Here is a 17,731-nt window from a genome sequence, read left to right on the forward strand (position 1 = left end):
GGTTGATAGGCCAGGTGTGGAAGGCAGGTAACTGCTGGAGCTGACTGGTACTAATAGGCCGAGGGCTTGTCCTCAGTTGCTCGCGTCCACTGTGTAGGTTCTGAAGTAACGACCCGTGAAAACGCCGGGCGGTTCAACTTCACAGAGTTTCGGTGGTCATTGCGTCAGGGAAACGCCCGGTTACATTCCGAACCCGGAAGCTAAGCCTTTCAGCGCCGATGGTACTGCAGGGGGGACCCTGTGGGAGAGTAGGACGCCGCCGAACAATCATTAGCCTCAACCCCCAAGCCATGCTTGGGGGTTGAGGCATTTCTGCGTTCACCACCAAAAACCAGGGCTCTCCAGGTGTTCACCGTTGCCCGGAGCGGTTCTGCGGCTCGGTAGCAGCGTGCCGCGGCTCGGCAGCCGGCGCACGCCAGGCGAGATCCACATGCGCTTGTGCGATGCCCGGGAGCGGATGCGAGCATCGAGACATGGGCTATGAGATCCGGACCGTCCGCATAGAGGACTGGGCCGAGCTGAAGGAACTGCGGCTGGTCGCGCTGAACGACCCCGTCGCTCGGGTCGCCTTCGTGGACACGTACGAGAACGGCGCCGCGCAGGCCGACGACTTCTGGCGGGGCCGGGCCACACCCGTCTCCGACGGCGGGGCCGCCACGAATGTGATCGCGACGGATGACGACGGTGTCTGGGTCGCCATGCTCGCTCTGCTCGACGAGACACATGTGGGTGAGCACGCCGGCCTCCCGACCGGCGTGCCCGACATGGCCGAGGGTTCCGTCCCGCCCCAGATGCACATCGTCAGCGTGTACGTACGCCCCGAGCACCGAGGCACCGGCGTCGCTGAGCAGCTCTTCCGCACGGCCATCGACTGGGCCTGGGAGCAGACCAAGGCCGAGCGCATCCGGCTCTGGGTGCACGGCGACAACCCCCGCGCCCAGGCCTTCTACCGCCGGCTCGGCTTCACCCCGACCGGCGAGACGATGGCCTTCCCGCCGAACCCGGAGGAGCTGGAGTACGAGATGGGGTTGCCGCGGCCGTAGCGGGAGAAGACGCTCGCCGTCGCACGGGGCTGAGGGACCGGGCGTGGCCCCTTGCTCAGAGTCCTAGTACCCCTTGGCGCCGTCGATTCGTTCGCGGAGCAGGTCGGCGTGGCCGTTGTGCCGGGCGTACTCGGCGATCATATGGAGCAGGATCCGGCGAAGTGAGATCGGCTCTCCGCTCGACTTCTGAATGCCGGTCAGGTCGAGAGAGGGTGCCTCGGCGACGATGCGACGGGCAGCCTCGCACTCCGCCCGCCAAACCGCGAAGGCTTCCCCTACATCGCCGTCCAGGCCGTCGAAATCCTGGTTGGGGTCCTCGTTCGAGTAGTACAGATGCGGCACATCCTCGCCGACGAACTGCTGGCGGAACCACCACCGTTCCGTCCCGGCGAGGTGCCGGAGCAGGCCGTGAAGGCTCAGTCCGGACGGCGGGATCGCCTTCTCGGACAGCCGCTCCTGTGGAATGCCGGAGCACTTGAGCTCGAAGGTCTCGCGGTGCCAGTCGAGGAAAGCCGTCAGGATCTCGCGCTCGTCGCCGACGAGGGGCAGGGCGGTTCGGGCGTCGGAGGCCCAGGCCTGTGCGTAGTTCTCCGCCGGGATTTCGTTCATGGCGTGAGTGTGGCAGGGGGCTCGGACAGTCGGGCATGGAAGCCCGCGGCCTCGAGGAACACCCGTTTCGGACGGGCCACATGGCGGCCGAGGCAGCTGTCAGACCAGCAGGCTGCGGTTCGGCCAGCGGGCGCGCGCCTGCTCCTCGGAGCGGAGGAGAGCCAGTGCCGGGAGGCCCTGCGCGATGCCTGCGGCGACCAGCTCGGGCAGTTGGGGGAGGGGCGCCACGGCGGCAACGTCGTCGAGGACCAGGGTGAGTGGTGGGTCGAGCCGACCGGCAGATGACCGTTCGGCCATGCGGCGGCCGTGCTCGACCACGCTCGAGACGAGTGCTGTCAGCAACGGCATCGCACCCGGGTGGGTCCGCGGATCCTCGATCGCTTCACCCACCACGTACAGCGTTCCCCCTTCGGCCACGAAAGATTCCAGGGCGAGGGAGTCGGCGCGGGTGGGATTGCAGGCGTCCCTGATGTGGATCGAGGAGAGCGCGGACAGCGTCCGCGCGGTCAACTCCTGGGCGGTCTCACGGCGTTCGGGGTAGCCGGTGAGGGTGCCCTCCAGCTCGCCCGCCGAGCCGGAGGCGGCCTTGGGGTTCGTACGGAGGATACGTACGGGCTCGTGCGCCGAGCTCCCGGACGCCCAGCGGTGCACCTGCCGGAACGGCCGGCCGTCGACTGCCGCGGCGTGCAGCCAGCAGCGAAGCAGTGTTTCCGCAGCCTCGGCCATGGCGGAGTCGAGGGCGTGTACCGGCCGTACGGGCGCGAGCAGAGCGGCCGCGCGGGCGGCGGCGACCTCGCGGGACTCGCAGCCCGCGGAGGGGGACCAGCGCAGGCGGGCGGGAGTGTCGAGGAGATGGCTGGGGTCGTAGAGGTGGGTCGGGCCGAGCTTGGCCCGGGCGCTCTTTGTCTCGGTCCAGAGGGTGGGGTTCGAGGTGGCGACGAGGACGGGGCCTGCGGCTTCCAGAATCGTTCGCACCGCGAGCGGTTGGTGACTGTCGCCGCGGGGGCCGGTGAAGTACACGCCCGTCCCGCCCTGTTGTCGGGGTCCGGCGGGATCCAGGCTTCCGGCGTGGCTCTCTTCCCGACCGCCTGCTCCTACCGCTGACGGCGAGCCGTGAGAGGCCGCGGCCACGCCCGCGTGAAGCCCGGTCGTCGTCGGAGCGGCACCTGCCGCTGTGCTGCCCGGAGCGCCGGCGGCAGCCGTCCCGCCGCCCCCGGGGGCCCTGACTCCCGGGACACTTGCTCCGAAGCTCCCTGCGGTCGTTCCGGGGCCGGGGGTGCCGGGCTCTGGTGTGCCCGGCGCTGGGACGCCGGGTACGGGTGTGCCGGTGCTGTTCGCGCCGGGGGCGCCGGCGGTCGTTTCCGCGCCGGGGGTGCCAGGGTCCGGAAGAGGTGTGCCATCCGTACTCACCCGGAGGCCACTGAAGTTGTTGCCCGGGGGAGGTCCGGCTGCCGGCAGGATGCCTCCGGCGGCTCCGGCGGCTCCGGCGGCTCCGGCGGCTCCGGCGGCTCCGGCGGCTCCGGCGGCTCCGGCGCCCGCGGGCACACTGCCCTTGTTGTGGGGCGGAGCACCGGGCCCGCCATTGACCCCAGCACCCGCAGCAGCCGCGATGCCCGCAACACCCGCGGGGCCGCCGGCCCCGGGCCCCGCTGTGCCCCCGGCGACCGCGCCGTCCACCTGCGCGGCAGCCGCCCCGCTCCGAGCGGACCGGCGCACGGCTCTCCAGCGCGTCACCACGCCGATCACGAACACCGCCAGTACGAACAGCACCATCAGCTCGCTGATGAAGATGCCCCAGAACAGTCCGTACCCCGACAGCTGATCCGCCGCTGCCTCCGGCCACGCCGAGGCCACGTCGTGCGGGTCCGACACCAGATGCCGTATGGCAACCGGGGTGTGCGTGAACCGTACGCCCGTGGGCCACGCCCCCCGCGCGAACAGTCCGGCCAGCCCCGTCGCCATCCACACCAGCAGCGTCAGCCCGAGCAGAAAGCCGAGCAGCCCGACCAGAAGGCCGTCCGGGATGCCCCGCTCCTGTCCGCGAGCCGCTCTCGCCCCAGGGCCCTGTCCGTCCTGTCCTGACGCCATGTCAGGCCACCGTCGACTCGTCCGCGAGCTGTTGCTCCATCGCCTTCGCCGCGCGCTCCTCCGCTTCCGCCTCGGCCGCTCGCTCCAGCGCCAGGGCTTCGTCGCTCATCGACGACTCCGTCATGGCGCGGTCGGTGTAGACGAGGGGCCGTTCGGCCTCCGTCACCAGGTGCTTCACGACTTGGACGTTTCCGTTGACATCCCAGACGGCGATGCCCGGCGTGAGCGTCGGGATGATCTCCACTGCCCAGCGTGGCAGCCCCAGCACCCGGCCCGTCGCCCGCGCCTCGTCCGCCTTCTGCGCGTAGATCGTCCGCGTCGACGCCATCTTCAGGATCGCCGCCGCCTCGCGGGCGGCCGCGCCGTCGACCACGTCCGACAGGTGGTGGACGACGGCGACGAACGACAGGCCCAGCCGTCGCCCGAACTTCAGCAGCCGCTGGAACAGCTGTGCCACGAAGGGCGAGTTGATAATGTGCCAGGCCTCTTCCACCAGAAAGATCCGCTTCTTCCGGTCGGGCCGGATCCAGGTGTGCTCCAGCCACACACCCACGATCGCCATCAGAATCGGCATCGCGATCGAGTTGCGGTCGATATGGGACAGGTCGAAGACGATCAGCGGCGCGTCGAGATCGATGCCCGCAGTCGTCGGGCCGTCGAACATGCCCCGCAGGTCACCGTCGACCAGCCGGTCCAGCACCAGCGCGACGTCCAGGCCCCAGGCCCGTACGTCGTCGGTGCCGACGTTCATCGCCTGAGCCGACTCCGGTTCCGGGTGCCGCAGTTGCTCGACTATGTCGGTGAGGACCGGCTGCCGGTCCGTGATGGTCTCGTTGACGTACGCGTGCGCGACCTTCAGCGCGAAGCCCGAGCGCTCGTCGAGCCCGTGCCCCAGCGCGACCTCGATGATCGTACGGAGCAGAGCCAGCTGTCCCGTGGTGGTGATCGACGGGTCGAGGGGGTTGAGCCTGATCCCGCCGTCCAGCGCGGCCACCGGATCGAGCCGGATGGGAGTGATTCCCAGCTCCTCGGCGATGAGGTTCCACTCGCCGACCCCGTCCTCGCCCTGCGCGTCGAGCACCACCACCTGACGGTCCCGGAAGCGCAGCTGCCGCAGCACATACGTCTTCTCCAGCGCCGACTTGCCGTTGCCGGACTCACCGAGCACCAGCCAGTGCGGGGCGGGCAGTTGCTGCCCGTACAGCTGGAACGGGTCGTAGATGTAGCCCTTCCCGGAGTACACCTCACGCCCGATGATCACGCCGGAGTCCCCCAGGCCGGGAGCGGCCGTGGGCAGATAGACGGCCTGGGCCTGGCCCGTGGACGTACGGACCGGCAGCCGGGTCGTCTCCACCTTCCCGAAGAGGAAGCTGGTGAACGCCTCGGTGACAGCGGTCAGCGGATCGAGCACGGCGAGGCCCCTATCGTCGGATGCCGGTGGCGAAGGGCAGGGTGTTCACAAAGGCCCGGTGGTGTTCCCGGTCGCACCACTCCAGCTTGAGGTAGGACTTGCCCGCCGAGGCGCGGATCGTCCGCTTGTCCCGTGCCAGGGCCTCCGGGTTGCGCGAGGAGACGGTGAGGTACCCGACCAGGTTGACTCCGGCCGCGCCGCTCGCCAGGTCCTCGCCGCGCTGGTCCATCCGCCCGTGCGCGGCGATGTCCCGGGGGTCCACGGTCCGGTTCATCTTCGCCGCCCGCGATGCCTCCGCCTCGTCGTTCGTCTTTTCCGTCAGCATCCGCTCGATGGCGATCTCGGTCGGCTCCAGATCCATGCAGACCGCGACCGTACGGATCACATCCGGGGTGTGGACCAGCAGCGGCGCCAGGAAGTTCACCCCGACCGGGGTCATCGGCCACTCCTTCACCCACGCCGTCGCGTGGCACCAGGGGGCGCGGGTGGTCGACTCCCGGGTCTTCGCCTGGAGGTACGTCGGCTCCATCGCGTCCAGCTCGGCCGGCCAGGCGTTCCGCTGCGTCATCGCCTGGATGTGGTCGATCGGGTGGTCCGGGTCGTACATCGAGTGCACGAGCGAGGCCAGCCGGCCCTGGCCCAGCGGCTGGCGCACCCGGATGTCCGCCTCGGTGAGCCGCGCGCAGATGTCGGTCAGCTCGCGCGCCATGACCACCGCCAGGCCCGCGTCCTTGTCCAGCCTGCCGCGCCCCTGCCGGGTGGCCCGCGCCATCGTGTGCGCCTCCGCCGCCAGTTCGCGGGTGAAATGCATACAGGCGACGAGATACGCGCGGTGCTGCTCGGACGACGTGGACACCATCGACTGGAGCTGGTCGTAGGAGTTGCGGAGCCAGCCCGGGGCTCTCGAGTCGCCGCGCCGCTCCACATCCTTGGCGTGCGCGTCCGGGTCGGCGGGCAGCGTACGGGCGAGCATCTGCAGCCGCGTCACGAAGCCGTCCCCGTTGGCCACGTGCTTGAGCAGTGTCCCGAACCGGTCGACCAGGGCCTCCTGGTCCTCGCTGTCCCGCAGTCCGACGCCCGGGCCCTCGATCTCGATCGCGGCGGTGACGGTACGGCGGTCGGCGTGCAGCAGTACGGCGATCTCGTCCGGCCCGAACGGCGCCGCGAGCCAGTTGATCCGCCCGATCCCGGGCGGCGGCCCGACCTCGACCTCCCGGCCGTCCAGCCGGATGCCCGCCTCGGCGACGGTGGAGCGGTAGGTCGTGCCCCGGCGCAGGGTCCGCTTGAACGAGCGGTTGATCTCGAACCACTTGTAGAACGTGCGGTGTTTGTACGGCACGTAGACAGCGGCCAGCGCCAGCATCGGGAAACCCGTGAGTGAGGCGATCCGCAGCGGCAGGACGGGGACGAGCAGTCCGCACATCATGCCGAGGAACGCCCCCGCGATGATCAGCGCGATCTCACCGGTCTCCCGGTTCTTGCCGATGATCGCATTCGGCCGGGCGCGGCCGATGAGGTACGTACGGCGTGGCGCGATCGGGTGGGACTGGGTCGTCAACGCCGCTCACCTCCAGAGGAATTGCCGGGGTTGGCGGAGTTGCCCGCGCTGCCGCGGTCAGGCGTACGGGGTGCGGGTGCGGCGCCTCTGCCGCCGGACGAACTGCCGCGGGTACTGTGCGCCGCCACACCGCCGGCGACGCCGCTCTGGGGCCTGGACACGGACCGGGACGAGCCGTCGTCCCCGCCCCCTCCACCGCCGGAGCCGCGGCTGCTGTGGGTCTTGATGCCCTGCTTGACGAGCGCGGCGGGGGTGGAGATGACGGCGGCCGCCTGGCTGCCGTCGGTGGCGGCCTTGCGGTTGCTGCGGGCGCTGGCGATCTCGTCGCCGAAGCCGGGGACGAAGCGGTAGATCATGGCGCTGGCGAAGATGGCGAGCAGAATGATCGCGAGGCCGGAGACCACGGCGGAGAAGGCGTCCGGGCCGTCGTCGGAGGCGGAGAGGGCCCCCGCGAGACCGAGCACGATGATGATCACCGGCTTGACCAGGATCACCGCGATCATGATCCCGGCCCAGCGGCGTACGTGGCCCCACATGTTCTTGTCGACCAGCCCGGCGTACACGGCGGTGCCCAGCAGCGCGCCGGCGTAGAGCAGGGCGGCCCGGATGACCAGTTCCAGCCAGAGGACACCGGCGGCCAGGACGGACACGAGGCTGACGACGATCAGCATGATCGGTCCGCCGCCGATGTCGTTGCCCTTCTTGAGGGCCTCGGAGAACGAGCCGAAGAAGGTGTCGGTCTCCGAGGACGTACCCGAGGCGATGACCTCGGTGACGCTGTCCGTCGCGGAGACGAGCGTGTAGAGGATCAACGGGGTGAAGGCGGAGGCGAGAACGGTGAGCCAGAGGAAGCCGATCGCCTCGGTGATCGCCTCGGTGAGCGGTACGCCGCGAATGGCGCGCTTGGCGACGGCGAGCAGCCAGAGGAGGAGGGTGAGGATGGTCGAGGCGGCGAAGACGACGGCGTACTGACGGAGGAAGGCGGTGTTGGTGAAGTCGACGTCGGTCGTCTCGTTGACCGCCTTGGACAGCTTCCCGACGATCCACGCGGCGGCGTCGGCGCAGCCGCGGGCGAGTGAGGCCAGGGGGTCGAGGGGGCTGTCCTCGAGGGGGCTGCGGGGGGCGCCGCCGCCGCTGGGTGCGTTGTCGCCGCGCTCGCAGAGGTCCTTGGAAGGACCGACGAGCAGATCGCAGTTCTCCTTGGCGGACGGACTCGGTGTCGGCGTCGGTGCCGCCGAGGCCCGGGCGGCCAGCAGCACGACAGCCGTCTGAACCGCCGCGAAGGCGGCGGTGAGCGTGAGCGTGCGGCGGCGTGGACTACCGGGCATAGGTGAAGCCTCCGTACTCCTCAACGGCCTTCGCGATCTCGTCGGCGTCGGAGGCCTGGCGGTCGTTGTTCACGGGTGCCGGGCCCTCCTTCTGCGAGAAGCTCTCGACTTTCCAGTCCCCGCCGCTCCACCGGAGCTTCAGCGTCATGGTGAACCAGTCGTTGGCCACCGGGTTGGTGGAGCTCACCCCGGCGGTGCCGAACGCGCCGGTGCACCAGACCTCGACGGTCGTCGTGGTGTCCGTGGATTCGGTGGTTCTGGTGCCCACGGGTGCTGTGCGTGAGACGTACGTCATGCCCTTCGCGGCGTTGCCGTCGGGGTCCAGGCCGAGACCGTCCAGGAACTCCTCGGAGTAGGCCCGGTCGAGCTTGGCTTCGAGCTCCCCCACCCTCTCGTCGACGAACAGCTGACGGACGATCTCCTGGCGCCGGTCGGGCTTCAGGATGTCGGCCGACACCAGCGCCACGGCGTAGTTCGCCGCCGCGCTCTGCGCCCCCTGCCCCGTCTTCGGGAAGCCCTTCGCGATGCCGCCGTCCGACCCCGGCACCGGCTTCTCGCCCGTGGGAGCGGTCGGTCGGGCCGCACCGTCGCGGCCGGAGTCCGTTCCGGAGGAGTCACCGCCGCCGCGGTTCGCGAACGCGATAGCCGCGACCAGCAGCACGACCACGCCCATGACCGTGACCATGCTCTTGGACGGACGCGCGGTCCGCCGCCCCCCGCCGTACGGGTCGCCGCCCGTCCGCTCCGGCAGCCGTGTCCGCGTCTGGCGGCCGACGCTCCGGCCGTCGTCGGTGGAGTCGGGACGGTACTCGTCGTCGCCGAGACTCATGGTGCGTACGCCCCCTCGGGCTCGGCCCGTGTCGATGGCTTGCCGTATGCATAGTCGCAGCGGTAGCGGGAGGACGGTAGACGCGCTGTTCTGCACGCGGGCGCAGAGTGGTGACTCGACATCAAGGGGAACGCAACCTCAGCCGGTGGGCACGACGGACGGGTGTACGGGGGCCGGGCGCGCTCCGTCCCTGTCGAGGGGCCGGAGGGGCGGGCGCGCGCCGCGGCCGGACGGCGGACGCGTCGCTATACGGCCATGCCGTACACGATGGTGAACACCGTGCCGAGCGAGCCGATGATGAAGACGCCGGTCAGGCCCGCGACGATGAGGCCCTTCCCCTGTTCCGCACTGAAGGTGTCGCGCAGCGCCGTGGCGCCGATGCGCTGCTTGGCCGCGCCCCAGATCGCGATGCCGAGGCAGAGCAGGATCGCGACCGCCATCACGACTTCGATCATGATGCGCGCCTCGTTGCCCAGGCTCCCGAACGGCCCCCAGTCCGGAGCGATGCCGCCGATGATGGTGGTGATGTCGCCCTTTTCGGCTGCCAGGAACATTTTGAAACTCACCGCCCCTGTTGGGTAGTTGTATGCCCTCTGCCGCACGGCATGGGTCAGCTTCCATCTTCGCTGACGATGCCGCCCTCGCACGGCGACTTGGCGCCCAATTTTGACGGATGCCGTGCGTGTCTCCGGTCACGTCCGTGGATGTGGCCGGTCCGACGGTGGCAGGGGAAACGTATTGTCGCTCTATGTATCACGAGCCGTGACCCTGAGCAATATTGGGTGGCGGCGTCGCAACCGCGCCGACTGGTCGGTCCGTTGTCGCCGCGTACGGTCAATGCCGTCCGCCGCCAACGGAGTCCCGGTGTGTCGCGTCCATGCCTCCGTGCGCCGTCGCCACCGACCCGATGGCCATGTACCGTCCAAAACGCCGCTGAGCCAACGGGGATGGGGAGGGTAAGGGGAATGCGCAGAGTCTGGCCGGCCGTCGGCGTCGGCATCGGGCTGGCGATGTGCTTACTCGCGCTGCTCGTCGTCGGTACGTACACCGCTGCCGCCGGTCTGCTCGGCGGTGGCGGAAAGGCGCTCGGCCTGGCGAAGGGCGCCGTGCCCGCGGTGTACAAGCCGCTGGTGCAGAAGTGGGGCAACCTCTGTCCCGCGATCAGCCCGTCGCTGCTGGCCGCGCAGCTGTACCAGGAGAGCGGCTGGAACCCCAAGGCGCAGAGCGGGGCGGCCGCGCAGGGAATCGCGCAGTTCATCCCCGGCACCTGGGCCACGCATGGCGTCGACGGGGACGGGGACGGCGACCGCGACGTGTGGGACCCCAAGGACGCGATCCCATCGGCCGCTTCGTACGACTGCAAACTGGCCAAGTATGTGAAGAGCGCCCCCGGTGACCCGACGAAGAACATGCTGGCCGCCTACAACGCGGGCGCGTACGCGGTCATCAAGTACGCCGGGGTGCCCCCGTACCGCGAGACACAGAACTATGTGAAGGTCATCACCACCCTCGCCAAGAGCTTCGAGGCACCGGCCGGCAAGGTCCCGGCGTCGCGGCAGGCGGCCGGGGCGATCTACTACGCGCAGAAGAAACTGGGCACGCCCTATCTGTGGGGCGGCAACGGAACGGCGGACCAAGGCGGGCGGTTCGACTGCTCGGGGCTGACGAAGGCGGCGTACGAGACGGTCGGGATTGAACTGCCGCGCGTGGCGAACGACCAGTACAACGCCGGGTCCCACCCGGACCGGAACGAGCTGCTGCCGGGCGATCTGGTCTTCTTCTCGGACGACCTCACCGACTCGCGGGCGATCCGGCACGTGGGCATCTACGTGGGCGGCGGCTACATGATCAATGCGCCGTACACGGGTGCGGTGATCCGGTTCGACAAGATCGATACGCCGGACTACTTCGGCGCGACCCGGGTCACCGAGGATGGCGCAAAGGCGCTCCCCACGGCGGGCGCTGCGTGAAGCTTTACCCAAGGCCGGGTGGGGGTCGGCGGAGTGGAGTTCGGCGGAGTGGCCGCGGAATCCGAGCCCTGGCTTGAACTCTGCGTAAGGCCATGCCCCTGAGCTGCGGCGATGTATCACCCTTCGATAACGTCCTGGTGATCATTCGGTAGAGAGCGGAACGTCCGCAGGAGGATCGGCCGTTCTCTTGACCGAGGACACAGCCTCTTGACCGCGGTCACAGCTCCTCACGACCACAGATTCCGGCAGATTCGTACCGAGCACCACGAGCACCACGAGCACAGAGACACACTGAGACAAGGGGCCGCGCCATATGGCTGGAGTCGAATCGACCGGGTCAAACCCCGATGTCTCGCTGCTCTACGACATCAACGGGCTGGCGGAGGACGCGCCCCACTGGTTCGACCGGGCCATGGAGTGGATCGGCGAGTACGGGATCATGGCGGCGATGGCGCTGCTGATGGTCTGGTGCTGGTGGTCCGTCAGAAAGCGGGAGGACGCGCCGAGCGCCGTCGCCGGGCTGGTCTGGGCGCCGCTCGCCGCCGGTATCGCGCTGCTCGTCAATATCCCGATACGCGGGTTCGTCGAGCGCCCCCGCCCCTTCGTCGACCACAAGGGGCTCGAGGTCCTGGTCGCCGGGAAGGCCGACTTCTCCTTCGTGAGCGACCACTCGACGCTGGCCATGGCCATCGGCGTCGGCATGTTCGTCGCCAACCGGAAGTTCGGTCTCGCGGGCATCGGCCTCGCGCTCCTCGAAGGCTTCTGCCGCGTGTACATGGGAGTGCACTACCCGACGGACGTCGTCGGTGGCTTCGCGCTCGGCACCGCGGTGGCTCTGCTGCTGGCGCCGGCGGCGATGGCGCTGCTCACACCGTTGGCGCGGGCCGTGGCGGACTCCCGGCGCGCGGGCCGGTTCGTCCAGGCACCGGAGGCTCTGCGGTCCGCGAAGGCGCGGGAGTCCGGCCCGGAAGCCGAGGCCGGGACGGGCATCGGGGCCGAGGCCGGGACCCGAACCGAGACCGCGCCGGCGCCCGGACAGCCGGGCAGCGACAAGGACCTCGCCGCCTGAGCCCCGCCTGAGCCCCGCCTGAGCCCCGCCTGAGCCCCGGCTCGGCGATCCGGGCGGAATCGGTCCCGCCGCCTCCGTACGGGGAGGCAGTGGGACCTTCTCACGTCACCGGTTCCACGGAGCGGTCACAGCGCCTGGGGGAAGTCGAAGACCCGGTCCGGGTCGTAACGCCTCTTCAGCTTCGCCAGCCGGTCCGCGGCCGGACCGTAGTACGCCCCGCGCCAGTCCCTGAGCTTCGCGTCGGCGTAGTTCTGGTAGGCCGCTCCCGATGCATGACGGCGCATCGACTGATGCAGCTCGTCCAGCCAGGCGGACTGAGCCGATCCGCTGCGGCCCGAGGGGTACGAGGTCAGGTACTGCGCGAGGACGCGCGACCGGCGGTGCACAAAGGCCGTGGCCCCGGGGGAGACCCGGTTGACCGCCCCGCCCAGCGCGGTGAGCGTCACACTGCCGGAGCCGCTGCCGCCCGCCCGGCTGAATCGCTCCGTCGCCGCGACCAGGGTCCCTATCCCCTGGGCGCTCAGCGAGCGAACGAAGAAGTCCGAGCGTGCGGCGTACGTCTCACGCTTGAGCGCCCCGGCCCGGCGGCGGCCCGGGGTGGAGCCGGGCAGATGGCACTGCTCGGTGGTGTACGACGCGCAGCCCGCGTAGCCCGTCATCGCCTCCTGGTAGCTGCGGCGGCGCAGCGACACGGAGGAGGCCGGAGCGCCGACCCGGTCGGCGAGCCGGTCCACCGCGTTCTGGAGGTCGCCGTAGGTGCCCAGGGAGAAGACGGAGACCGAGACCTGGGGCGTACCGCCCGCACCGGCGGACAGGTGCGCGGACGACCAGATCTCGTCGGGTGCGCCCGGGCCCCACTCCTGCCAGGCGCGGATCACGGCGGCGGCCTTCGTCCAGGGCCAGCGGAGGTGGGCGCTCACGGCCCGCGGCGCCTTGTGCGTACGGAAGCGGAGCTCGGTGACGACGCCGAAGTTCCCGTTGCCCGCGCCGCGCAGTGCCCAGAAGAGGTCGCGGTTGCGGTCCTTGTCGCAGGTGAGCGTGCGGCCGTCGGCCGTGACGAGAGTGGCGGAGAGCAGGCTGTCGCAGGTGAGGCCGTACGCCCGGGAGACGACGCCGTGGCCGCCGCCCAGGGTGAGGCCGGAGATACCGACGGTGGGACAGGAGCCGGCGGGGACGGTCACGCCGTGGGCGCCGAGGCGGCTGTAGACGTCGATGAGTTTGGCGCCGGCACCGACGGTGGCCTCGGTCCGGCTCGAGGCGATCCGGTCCAGTTCGGACACATCAATGATGAGTCGTCCGTTTCCGCTGGACCAACCGGCGTAGGAGTGGCCGCCGTTGCGTATCGAGACGGGGACGGAGTGGCGGCGGGCGAAGGCCAGGCACTCGGTGATGTCGGCCTTGTTCGCTATGTACGCGATGCCGGCGGGGCGCAGCGCGTCGAAGCGGGTGTTGTAGAGCAGCCGGGCGGTGGAGTACGCGGCGTCGCCGGGCCGTATGAGGCCGCCGCCGAGACCGCGGTCCAGCGCGGTCCAGTCGGCCGGGCGGGGCGCCGCCCCGCGGGCGGTGCGGGAGGTGGTGCTCGCGCCGGACAGGGGTGACCGGGGGCGGGGCGGTGCCGCGGCGCGTCCCGGGGCGCCGCCGTACGCGGTGAGCCAGCCGGCGGTGGCCGCCATTCCGGTTCCTGCTCGCAGAAGCGTGCGCCTGTCCATATATGTGTGGCCCTCCGCGGGTTCGCCTGCCGTTTCGGCTTACGAGACGGTCAGCGGTCCGCGGGGGTTCCGGATCGGCGTGCTGTGGTGCGTACGGGCTTTCGGGGGATGGGCTGTTGCCCGGGTGACGAGGCTCCTCGCTCACCTTGTCCGGGGCCGGGGCCGGGGCCGGGGCAGGGGTAGGGGCCGGGGCAGGGGACGCCGGATATCGGGCCTTCCGATGGCGCCGGTGATCAGCGCAGCAGGTCCGTGAGGTGCGTGTCGGCGTCCTCGCGGGCGCGCCCGCGGGCGCGCCTCGCCGGGCCCGCCCAGCCGCAGGAGCAGCGGGCGAGCGAGAAGGAGCCCCGGTCGTCGGTACGAGTGTGGTGGTTCTCGCGACGTCCGGAGGGGGCGTCGGATCCTTGCGAGCGCACCCGCCCACCGTACCGGCCGTGACGGGGGCCCCGGGACCGTCGTTAAGCGAATTGAGCTTCGGGCCGACTCATTGTTCCGGCTGGATCTTTCTGGGGGTACGCAGGCCATGGTGGTGCAGCGGCACGGACGGAAGGGCGGCGCCGTCGCCGTCGCGGTAGGCAGCCTGGTGGTGGGCCTGCTGGCGACGGGCTGTTCCGGCATCGGCGCGGTCGCCGACGACCGCCGAGCGGCGGATGGCGCGGTCGACGACGCTGCCGCGGCCGCCGCCGTGCACCGCGCCGCCGACGTCCTCGCCCGGTCGGGCAGCTCCCGGGCCCGTACGTCCATGGAGACGGCCACCGGCGGGACCAGGGTCACGATCCGCGGGAAGGGCGCGTTCGACTACCGCGAGCGGCTCGGCCGGCTGCGGGTCGTCCTGCCCAAGGACGCGGCAGGGGCCGAGGAGCATCAGCCGGTCACCGAACTCCTCGGCCCCGGTGCCCTCTATATGAAGGACCGCGGCGCGGGGGTGCCTGCCGACAAGTGGGTGCGGGTGGACACGACCGGGCTCGCCGACGGAAACCTGGTGACGGGTGGGGCGACCGACCCGCTGTCCGCGGCCGAACTGTTGCGCGGGGCACGCCGGGTGACGTACGTCGGGGAGGAGCGGGCTCATGGGGACGGGGCGACCGTACGGCACTACCGCGGTACGACGGACATCGCCCGCGCCGCGCGGTCCGCGTCACCGCATGCGCGCGGGGCGCTGGCGGCCGCGGCCAGGGGCTTCTCCGAGACTGCGGTGCCCTTCGACGCCTACCTCGACGAGCAGGGCCGGCTGCGGAAGGTCCGCCATCGGTTCAACTTCTCCAACGGCAGCGGCAGTGGGACCGGCACGGAGGTCGTGTCGACCACCGTGCTGTACGCGTTCGGGGCCGTTGTGGATGTGGAACTGCCGGAGGAGCGGGATATCTACGCGGGCAAGATTGCCGTCCCGCAGGCGTAGGGAGAGGGGCATTGGGCAGGGGGCCCGGGGGCCGATCGGGCCCGTGGAAATGGTCCGACTGTGCCATGCGCGCATTGTGCCCGGGTACCTACGCTGGGCAGTGCACGCTCAGAGAAACGTCCGGCAGGCGGCGACGCTCGCGAGGAGGAGGTGACGCACGTGGCCGCGTCCCGCGGTTCCACGGTCCAGGACCACGTGGCCCTCGCCGAGATCGAGCTGTGCGGTGAGTTGATGATCGCGGCATCGGCCGCGGGCGAGGACCGGCTCAGCTCGGACCGGATCGACGAGGTGCTCCGGGTGGCGGCGGTGGACTGTCACGACGAGACGGCACCACCCCACGGCAGAAGACGACCGGGAGCCGCCTGACCGACCCGGGGCTTGGCTGGATCCCGCCCCTCCCGCACCCGGCTGTTTCCGCCCGGCTGCGTCTCGGTCTCCCGGTCGCCGCACTACTTCTCACGTGCGCTTCGTCACGTGCGTTATGTCCTCAGAAGGCGGGCGATCGCCGATGTGGCCTCCGCAACCTTGGCGTCGATCTCCTCCTGACCCTCCCCCTGAGCCGAGCTCTCGATGGCCGCCGCGGCCACGCAGTGCCGCAGATGCTCCTCCAGCAGTTGGAGGGCGAAGGACTGCAGCGCCTTCGTGGAGGCGGAGACCTGGGTGAGGACGTCGATGCAGTACACGTCCTCGTCGACCATCCGCTGGAGACCGCGGATCTGGCCCTCGATCCGGCGCAGGCGCTTGAGGTGCTGCTCCTTCTGCCCGGTGTAGCCGTGCGGGCCCGTGCCGGAGGCGGCGCCGGTGGCGGAATCGGACTCGGGGGTGTGGCGGGCGGCGGCCCCGGCCGAGGCGGCCTCGGTGGTCGTCATGAAGTCCTCCCGTTGTCCACAAGGTGAATATGGTCCGGTACATATACCCCTAGCAGGTATATGTTACCGAATTTTGACGCGGGAGCCGGGGGCCCCTGCTGGGCAGACTGCACCATGGGCGACACTGAGGAACGCCGGTTAGCCGTGGCCGGATGATGCGCCTAGCATCACCCTGACCGAATCCGATGCACCCCCGAGGATCCCTTGTGCGCTTTCGTCTGACCCCCAGGGAGACGAGCTTCTACGACATGTTCGCCGCTTCCGCGGACAACATCGTCACGGGCTCGAAGCTCCTGATGGAACTGCTCGGGGCTGACCCCTCCGCCCGGGCCGAGATCTCCGACCGGATGCGGGCGGCGGAGCACGCTGGGGACGACGCCACTCACGCGATCTTTCACCAGCTGAACTCCTCCTTCATCACGCCGTTCGACCGCGAGGACATCTACAAGCTCGCCTCGTCGCTCGACGACATCATGGACTTCATGGAGGAGGCCGTCGACCTGGTCGTTCTGTACCAGGTCGAGGAGCTGCCGAAGGGTGTCGAGCAGCAGATCGAGGTGCTGGCGCGGGCGGCGGAACTGACCGCCGAGGCCATGCCGAACCTGCGGACGATGGACAACCTCACCGAGTACTGGATCGAGGTGAACCGCCTTGAGAACCAGGCGGACCAGATCCACCGCAAGCTCCTCGCTCAGCTCTTCAACGGCAAGTACGAGGCCATCGAGGTGCTCAAGCTCAAGGAGATCGTGGACGTTCTGGAGGAGGCGGCGGACGCCTTCGAGCACGTCGCCAACACCGTCGAGACCATCGCGGTCAAGGAGTCCTGACCCGAGGTGGACACCTTCGCTCTTGTCGTGACCATCGGGGTCGCGCTCTTCTTCACGTACACCAATGGCTTCCATGACTCCGCGAACGCCATCGCCACCTCGGTCTCCACCCGGGCACTGACCCCCCGCGCCGCGCTGGCCATGGCCGCGGTGATGAACCTCGCGGGTGCGTTCCTCGGCAGCGGGGTCGCCAAGACGGTCAGTGAGGGACTGATCGAGACCCCGACCGGCCGGTCGGGCATGGGCATCCTGTTTGCCGCGCTCGTCGGCGCGATCGTCTGGAACCTGGTCACCTGGTACTACGGTCTGCCCTCGTCCTCCAGCCACGCGTTGTTCGGCGGCATGGTGGGCGCGGCGCTCGCGGGCGGTACCGAGGTCATCTGGACCGGAGTGCTCGAAAAGATCGTCATTCCGATGTTCCTGTCCCCGATCGTGGGGCTGGTGCTCGGCTATCTGGTGATGCTCGCCATCCTCTGGATGTTCCGCAAATCCAACCCGCACAAGGCCAAGAGGGGCTTCCGCATAGCCCAGACCGTCTCCGCGGCCGGTATGGCCCTCGGCCACGGTCTGCAGGACGCCCAGAAGACGATGGGCATCGTCGTCATGGCGCTGACCATCGCGGATGTCCAGCAGTCGGGCGACGCGATCCCGGTCTGGGTCAAGATCGCCTGTGCGGCGATGCTGTCGGTCGGTACGTACGCGGGTGGCTGGCGCATCATGCGGACCCTCGGCCGCCGGATCATCGAGCTGGACCCGCCGCAGGGCTTCGCGGCCGAGACGACCGCGGCCTCGGTCATGTACACCGCGTCCTTCATGTTCCACGCGCCGATCTCGACCACGCATGTCATCACCTCCGCGATCATGGGTGTGGGTGCCACGAAGCGGGTGAACGCGGTGCGCTGGGGCGTCGCCAAGAACATCGTCGCCGGCTGGTTCATCACGATGCCCGCCGCCGCGCTGGTCGCGGCGCTGAGCTACTGGATCGTGGATCTGGCGTTCGGCTAGCAGCGCCGGCTGCGGGCCGT

The 17,731-nt window shown here is 70.0% G+C and carries 17 protein-coding genes and 1 rRNA gene; 8 read left to right on the plus strand and 10 right to left on the minus strand.

The window, feature by feature from the left end:
• Positions 1 to 148 precede the first annotated feature (148 nt).
• Both rrf and ABZW18_RS12785 read left to right on the plus strand, forming a co-directional pair.
• Positions 149 to 265, plus strand: a 5S ribosomal RNA gene (rrf, locus tag ABZW18_RS12780).
• Positions 266 to 473: 208 nt separating this feature from the next.
• Positions 474 to 1,043 (plus strand): GNAT family N-acetyltransferase, encoded by a 570-nt coding sequence (locus tag ABZW18_RS12785; protein WP_356186069.1) that lies wholly within the window; start codon positions 474 to 476, stop codon positions 1,041 to 1,043.
• A gap of 63 nt (positions 1,044 to 1,106) precedes the next feature.
• Here the strand turns inward: ABZW18_RS12785 and ABZW18_RS12790 are convergent, their stop codons facing one another.
• From ABZW18_RS12790 to ABZW18_RS12820, 7 genes are all read right to left on the minus strand, one after another.
• A complete protein-coding gene (locus ABZW18_RS12790) occupies positions 1,107 to 1,652 on the minus strand; it encodes a DinB family protein (protein WP_356186071.1) in 546 nt (181 codons plus the stop codon).
• 99 nt (positions 1,653 to 1,751) lie between these two features.
• Positions 1,752 to 3,740 carry a hypothetical protein gene (locus ABZW18_RS12795; RefSeq protein WP_356186074.1) on the minus strand — a complete coding sequence of 663 codons (1,989 nt, stop codon included), beginning with the start codon at positions 3,738 to 3,740 and terminating at the stop codon, positions 1,752 to 1,754.
• Between the two features lies 1 nt (position 3,741).
• Positions 3,742 to 5,151, minus strand: a complete 1,410-nt coding sequence (locus ABZW18_RS12800) for an ATP-binding protein (protein WP_356186077.1) — start codon at positions 5,149 to 5,151, stop codon at positions 3,742 to 3,744.
• A gap of 10 nt (positions 5,152 to 5,161) precedes the next feature.
• The gene (locus ABZW18_RS12805) at positions 5,162 to 6,709 is read right to left on the minus strand and encodes an SCO6880 family protein (RefSeq protein ID WP_356186080.1); all 1,548 of its coding nucleotides are present in this window, start codon (positions 6,707 to 6,709) and stop codon (positions 5,162 to 5,164) included.
• On the minus strand, positions 6,706 to 8,037 hold the full coding sequence (locus ABZW18_RS12810; RefSeq protein WP_356186083.1) for a hypothetical protein: 1,332 nt from the start codon (positions 8,035 to 8,037) through the stop codon (positions 6,706 to 6,708). Before ABZW18_RS12810 ends, ABZW18_RS12805 begins: the two co-directional genes overlap by 4 nt.
• Positions 8,027 to 8,866 carry a hypothetical protein gene (locus ABZW18_RS12815; RefSeq protein WP_356186086.1) on the minus strand — a complete coding sequence of 280 codons (840 nt, stop codon included), beginning with the start codon at positions 8,864 to 8,866 and terminating at the stop codon, positions 8,027 to 8,029. Before ABZW18_RS12815 ends, ABZW18_RS12810 begins: the two co-directional genes overlap by 11 nt.
• A gap of 245 nt (positions 8,867 to 9,111) precedes the next feature.
• Complete coding sequence (locus ABZW18_RS12820; protein ID WP_356186287.1) at positions 9,112 to 9,420, minus strand: hypothetical protein; 309 nt, start codon at positions 9,418 to 9,420, stop codon at positions 9,112 to 9,114.
• Between the two features lie 411 nt (positions 9,421 to 9,831).
• On the opposite strand from ABZW18_RS12820, the gene ABZW18_RS12825 reads away from it, so the two are divergent.
• Positions 9,832 to 10,836: a bifunctional lytic transglycosylase/C40 family peptidase gene (locus tag ABZW18_RS12825; protein WP_356186089.1), complete on the plus strand. Its 1,005-nt coding sequence runs from the start codon at positions 9,832 to 9,834 to the stop codon at positions 10,834 to 10,836.
• Between the two features lie 313 nt (positions 10,837 to 11,149).
• The gene (locus tag ABZW18_RS12830; RefSeq protein WP_356186092.1) at positions 11,150 to 11,905 is read left to right on the plus strand and encodes a phosphatase PAP2 family protein; all 756 of its coding nucleotides are present in this window, start codon (positions 11,150 to 11,152) and stop codon (positions 11,903 to 11,905) included.
• Between the two features lie 125 nt (positions 11,906 to 12,030).
• Here the strand turns inward: ABZW18_RS12830 and ABZW18_RS12835 are convergent, their stop codons facing one another.
• Positions 12,031 to 13,614: an FAD-binding oxidoreductase gene (locus ABZW18_RS12835; RefSeq protein WP_356186095.1), complete on the minus strand. Its 1,584-nt coding sequence runs from the start codon at positions 13,612 to 13,614 to the stop codon at positions 12,031 to 12,033.
• A 233-nt stretch (positions 13,615 to 13,847) separates the two neighbouring features.
• Entirely contained in the window at positions 13,848 to 14,027 is a 180-nt protein-coding gene (locus ABZW18_RS12840; protein ID WP_356186098.1) for a hypothetical protein, read from the minus strand.
• A gap of 107 nt (positions 14,028 to 14,134) precedes the next feature.
• Between ABZW18_RS12840 and ABZW18_RS12845 the strand changes: the two genes are divergently transcribed.
• On the plus strand, positions 14,135 to 15,010 hold the full coding sequence (locus tag ABZW18_RS12845) for a hypothetical protein (protein WP_356186101.1): 876 nt from the start codon (positions 14,135 to 14,137) through the stop codon (positions 15,008 to 15,010).
• 150 nt (positions 15,011 to 15,160) lie between these two features.
• Positions 15,161 to 15,376 carry a hypothetical protein gene (locus ABZW18_RS12850; RefSeq protein ID WP_356186102.1) on the plus strand — a complete coding sequence of 72 codons (216 nt, stop codon included), beginning with the start codon at positions 15,161 to 15,163 and terminating at the stop codon, positions 15,374 to 15,376.
• 113 nt (positions 15,377 to 15,489) lie between these two features.
• Here the strand turns inward: ABZW18_RS12850 and ABZW18_RS12855 are convergent, their stop codons facing one another.
• Positions 15,490 to 15,879 carry a metal-sensitive transcriptional regulator gene (locus tag ABZW18_RS12855; RefSeq protein WP_356186105.1) on the minus strand — a complete coding sequence of 130 codons (390 nt, stop codon included), beginning with the start codon at positions 15,877 to 15,879 and terminating at the stop codon, positions 15,490 to 15,492.
• A gap of 206 nt (positions 15,880 to 16,085) precedes the next feature.
• Between ABZW18_RS12855 and ABZW18_RS12860 the strand changes: the two genes are divergently transcribed.
• Positions 16,086 to 16,706: a DUF47 family protein gene (locus ABZW18_RS12860; RefSeq protein ID WP_356186107.1), complete on the plus strand. Its 621-nt coding sequence runs from the start codon at positions 16,086 to 16,088 to the stop codon at positions 16,704 to 16,706.
• Positions 16,707 to 16,712: 6 nt separating this feature from the next.
• Entirely contained in the window at positions 16,713 to 17,711 is a 999-nt protein-coding gene (locus ABZW18_RS12865; protein WP_356186110.1) for an inorganic phosphate transporter, read from the plus strand.
• Positions 17,712 to 17,731 lie beyond the last annotated feature (20 nt).

Origin of the sequence: Streptomyces sp. NPDC004647 (assembly GCF_040609575.1) — a bacterium.
Classification (GTDB): domain Bacteria; phylum Actinomycetota; class Actinomycetes; order Streptomycetales; family Streptomycetaceae; genus Streptomyces.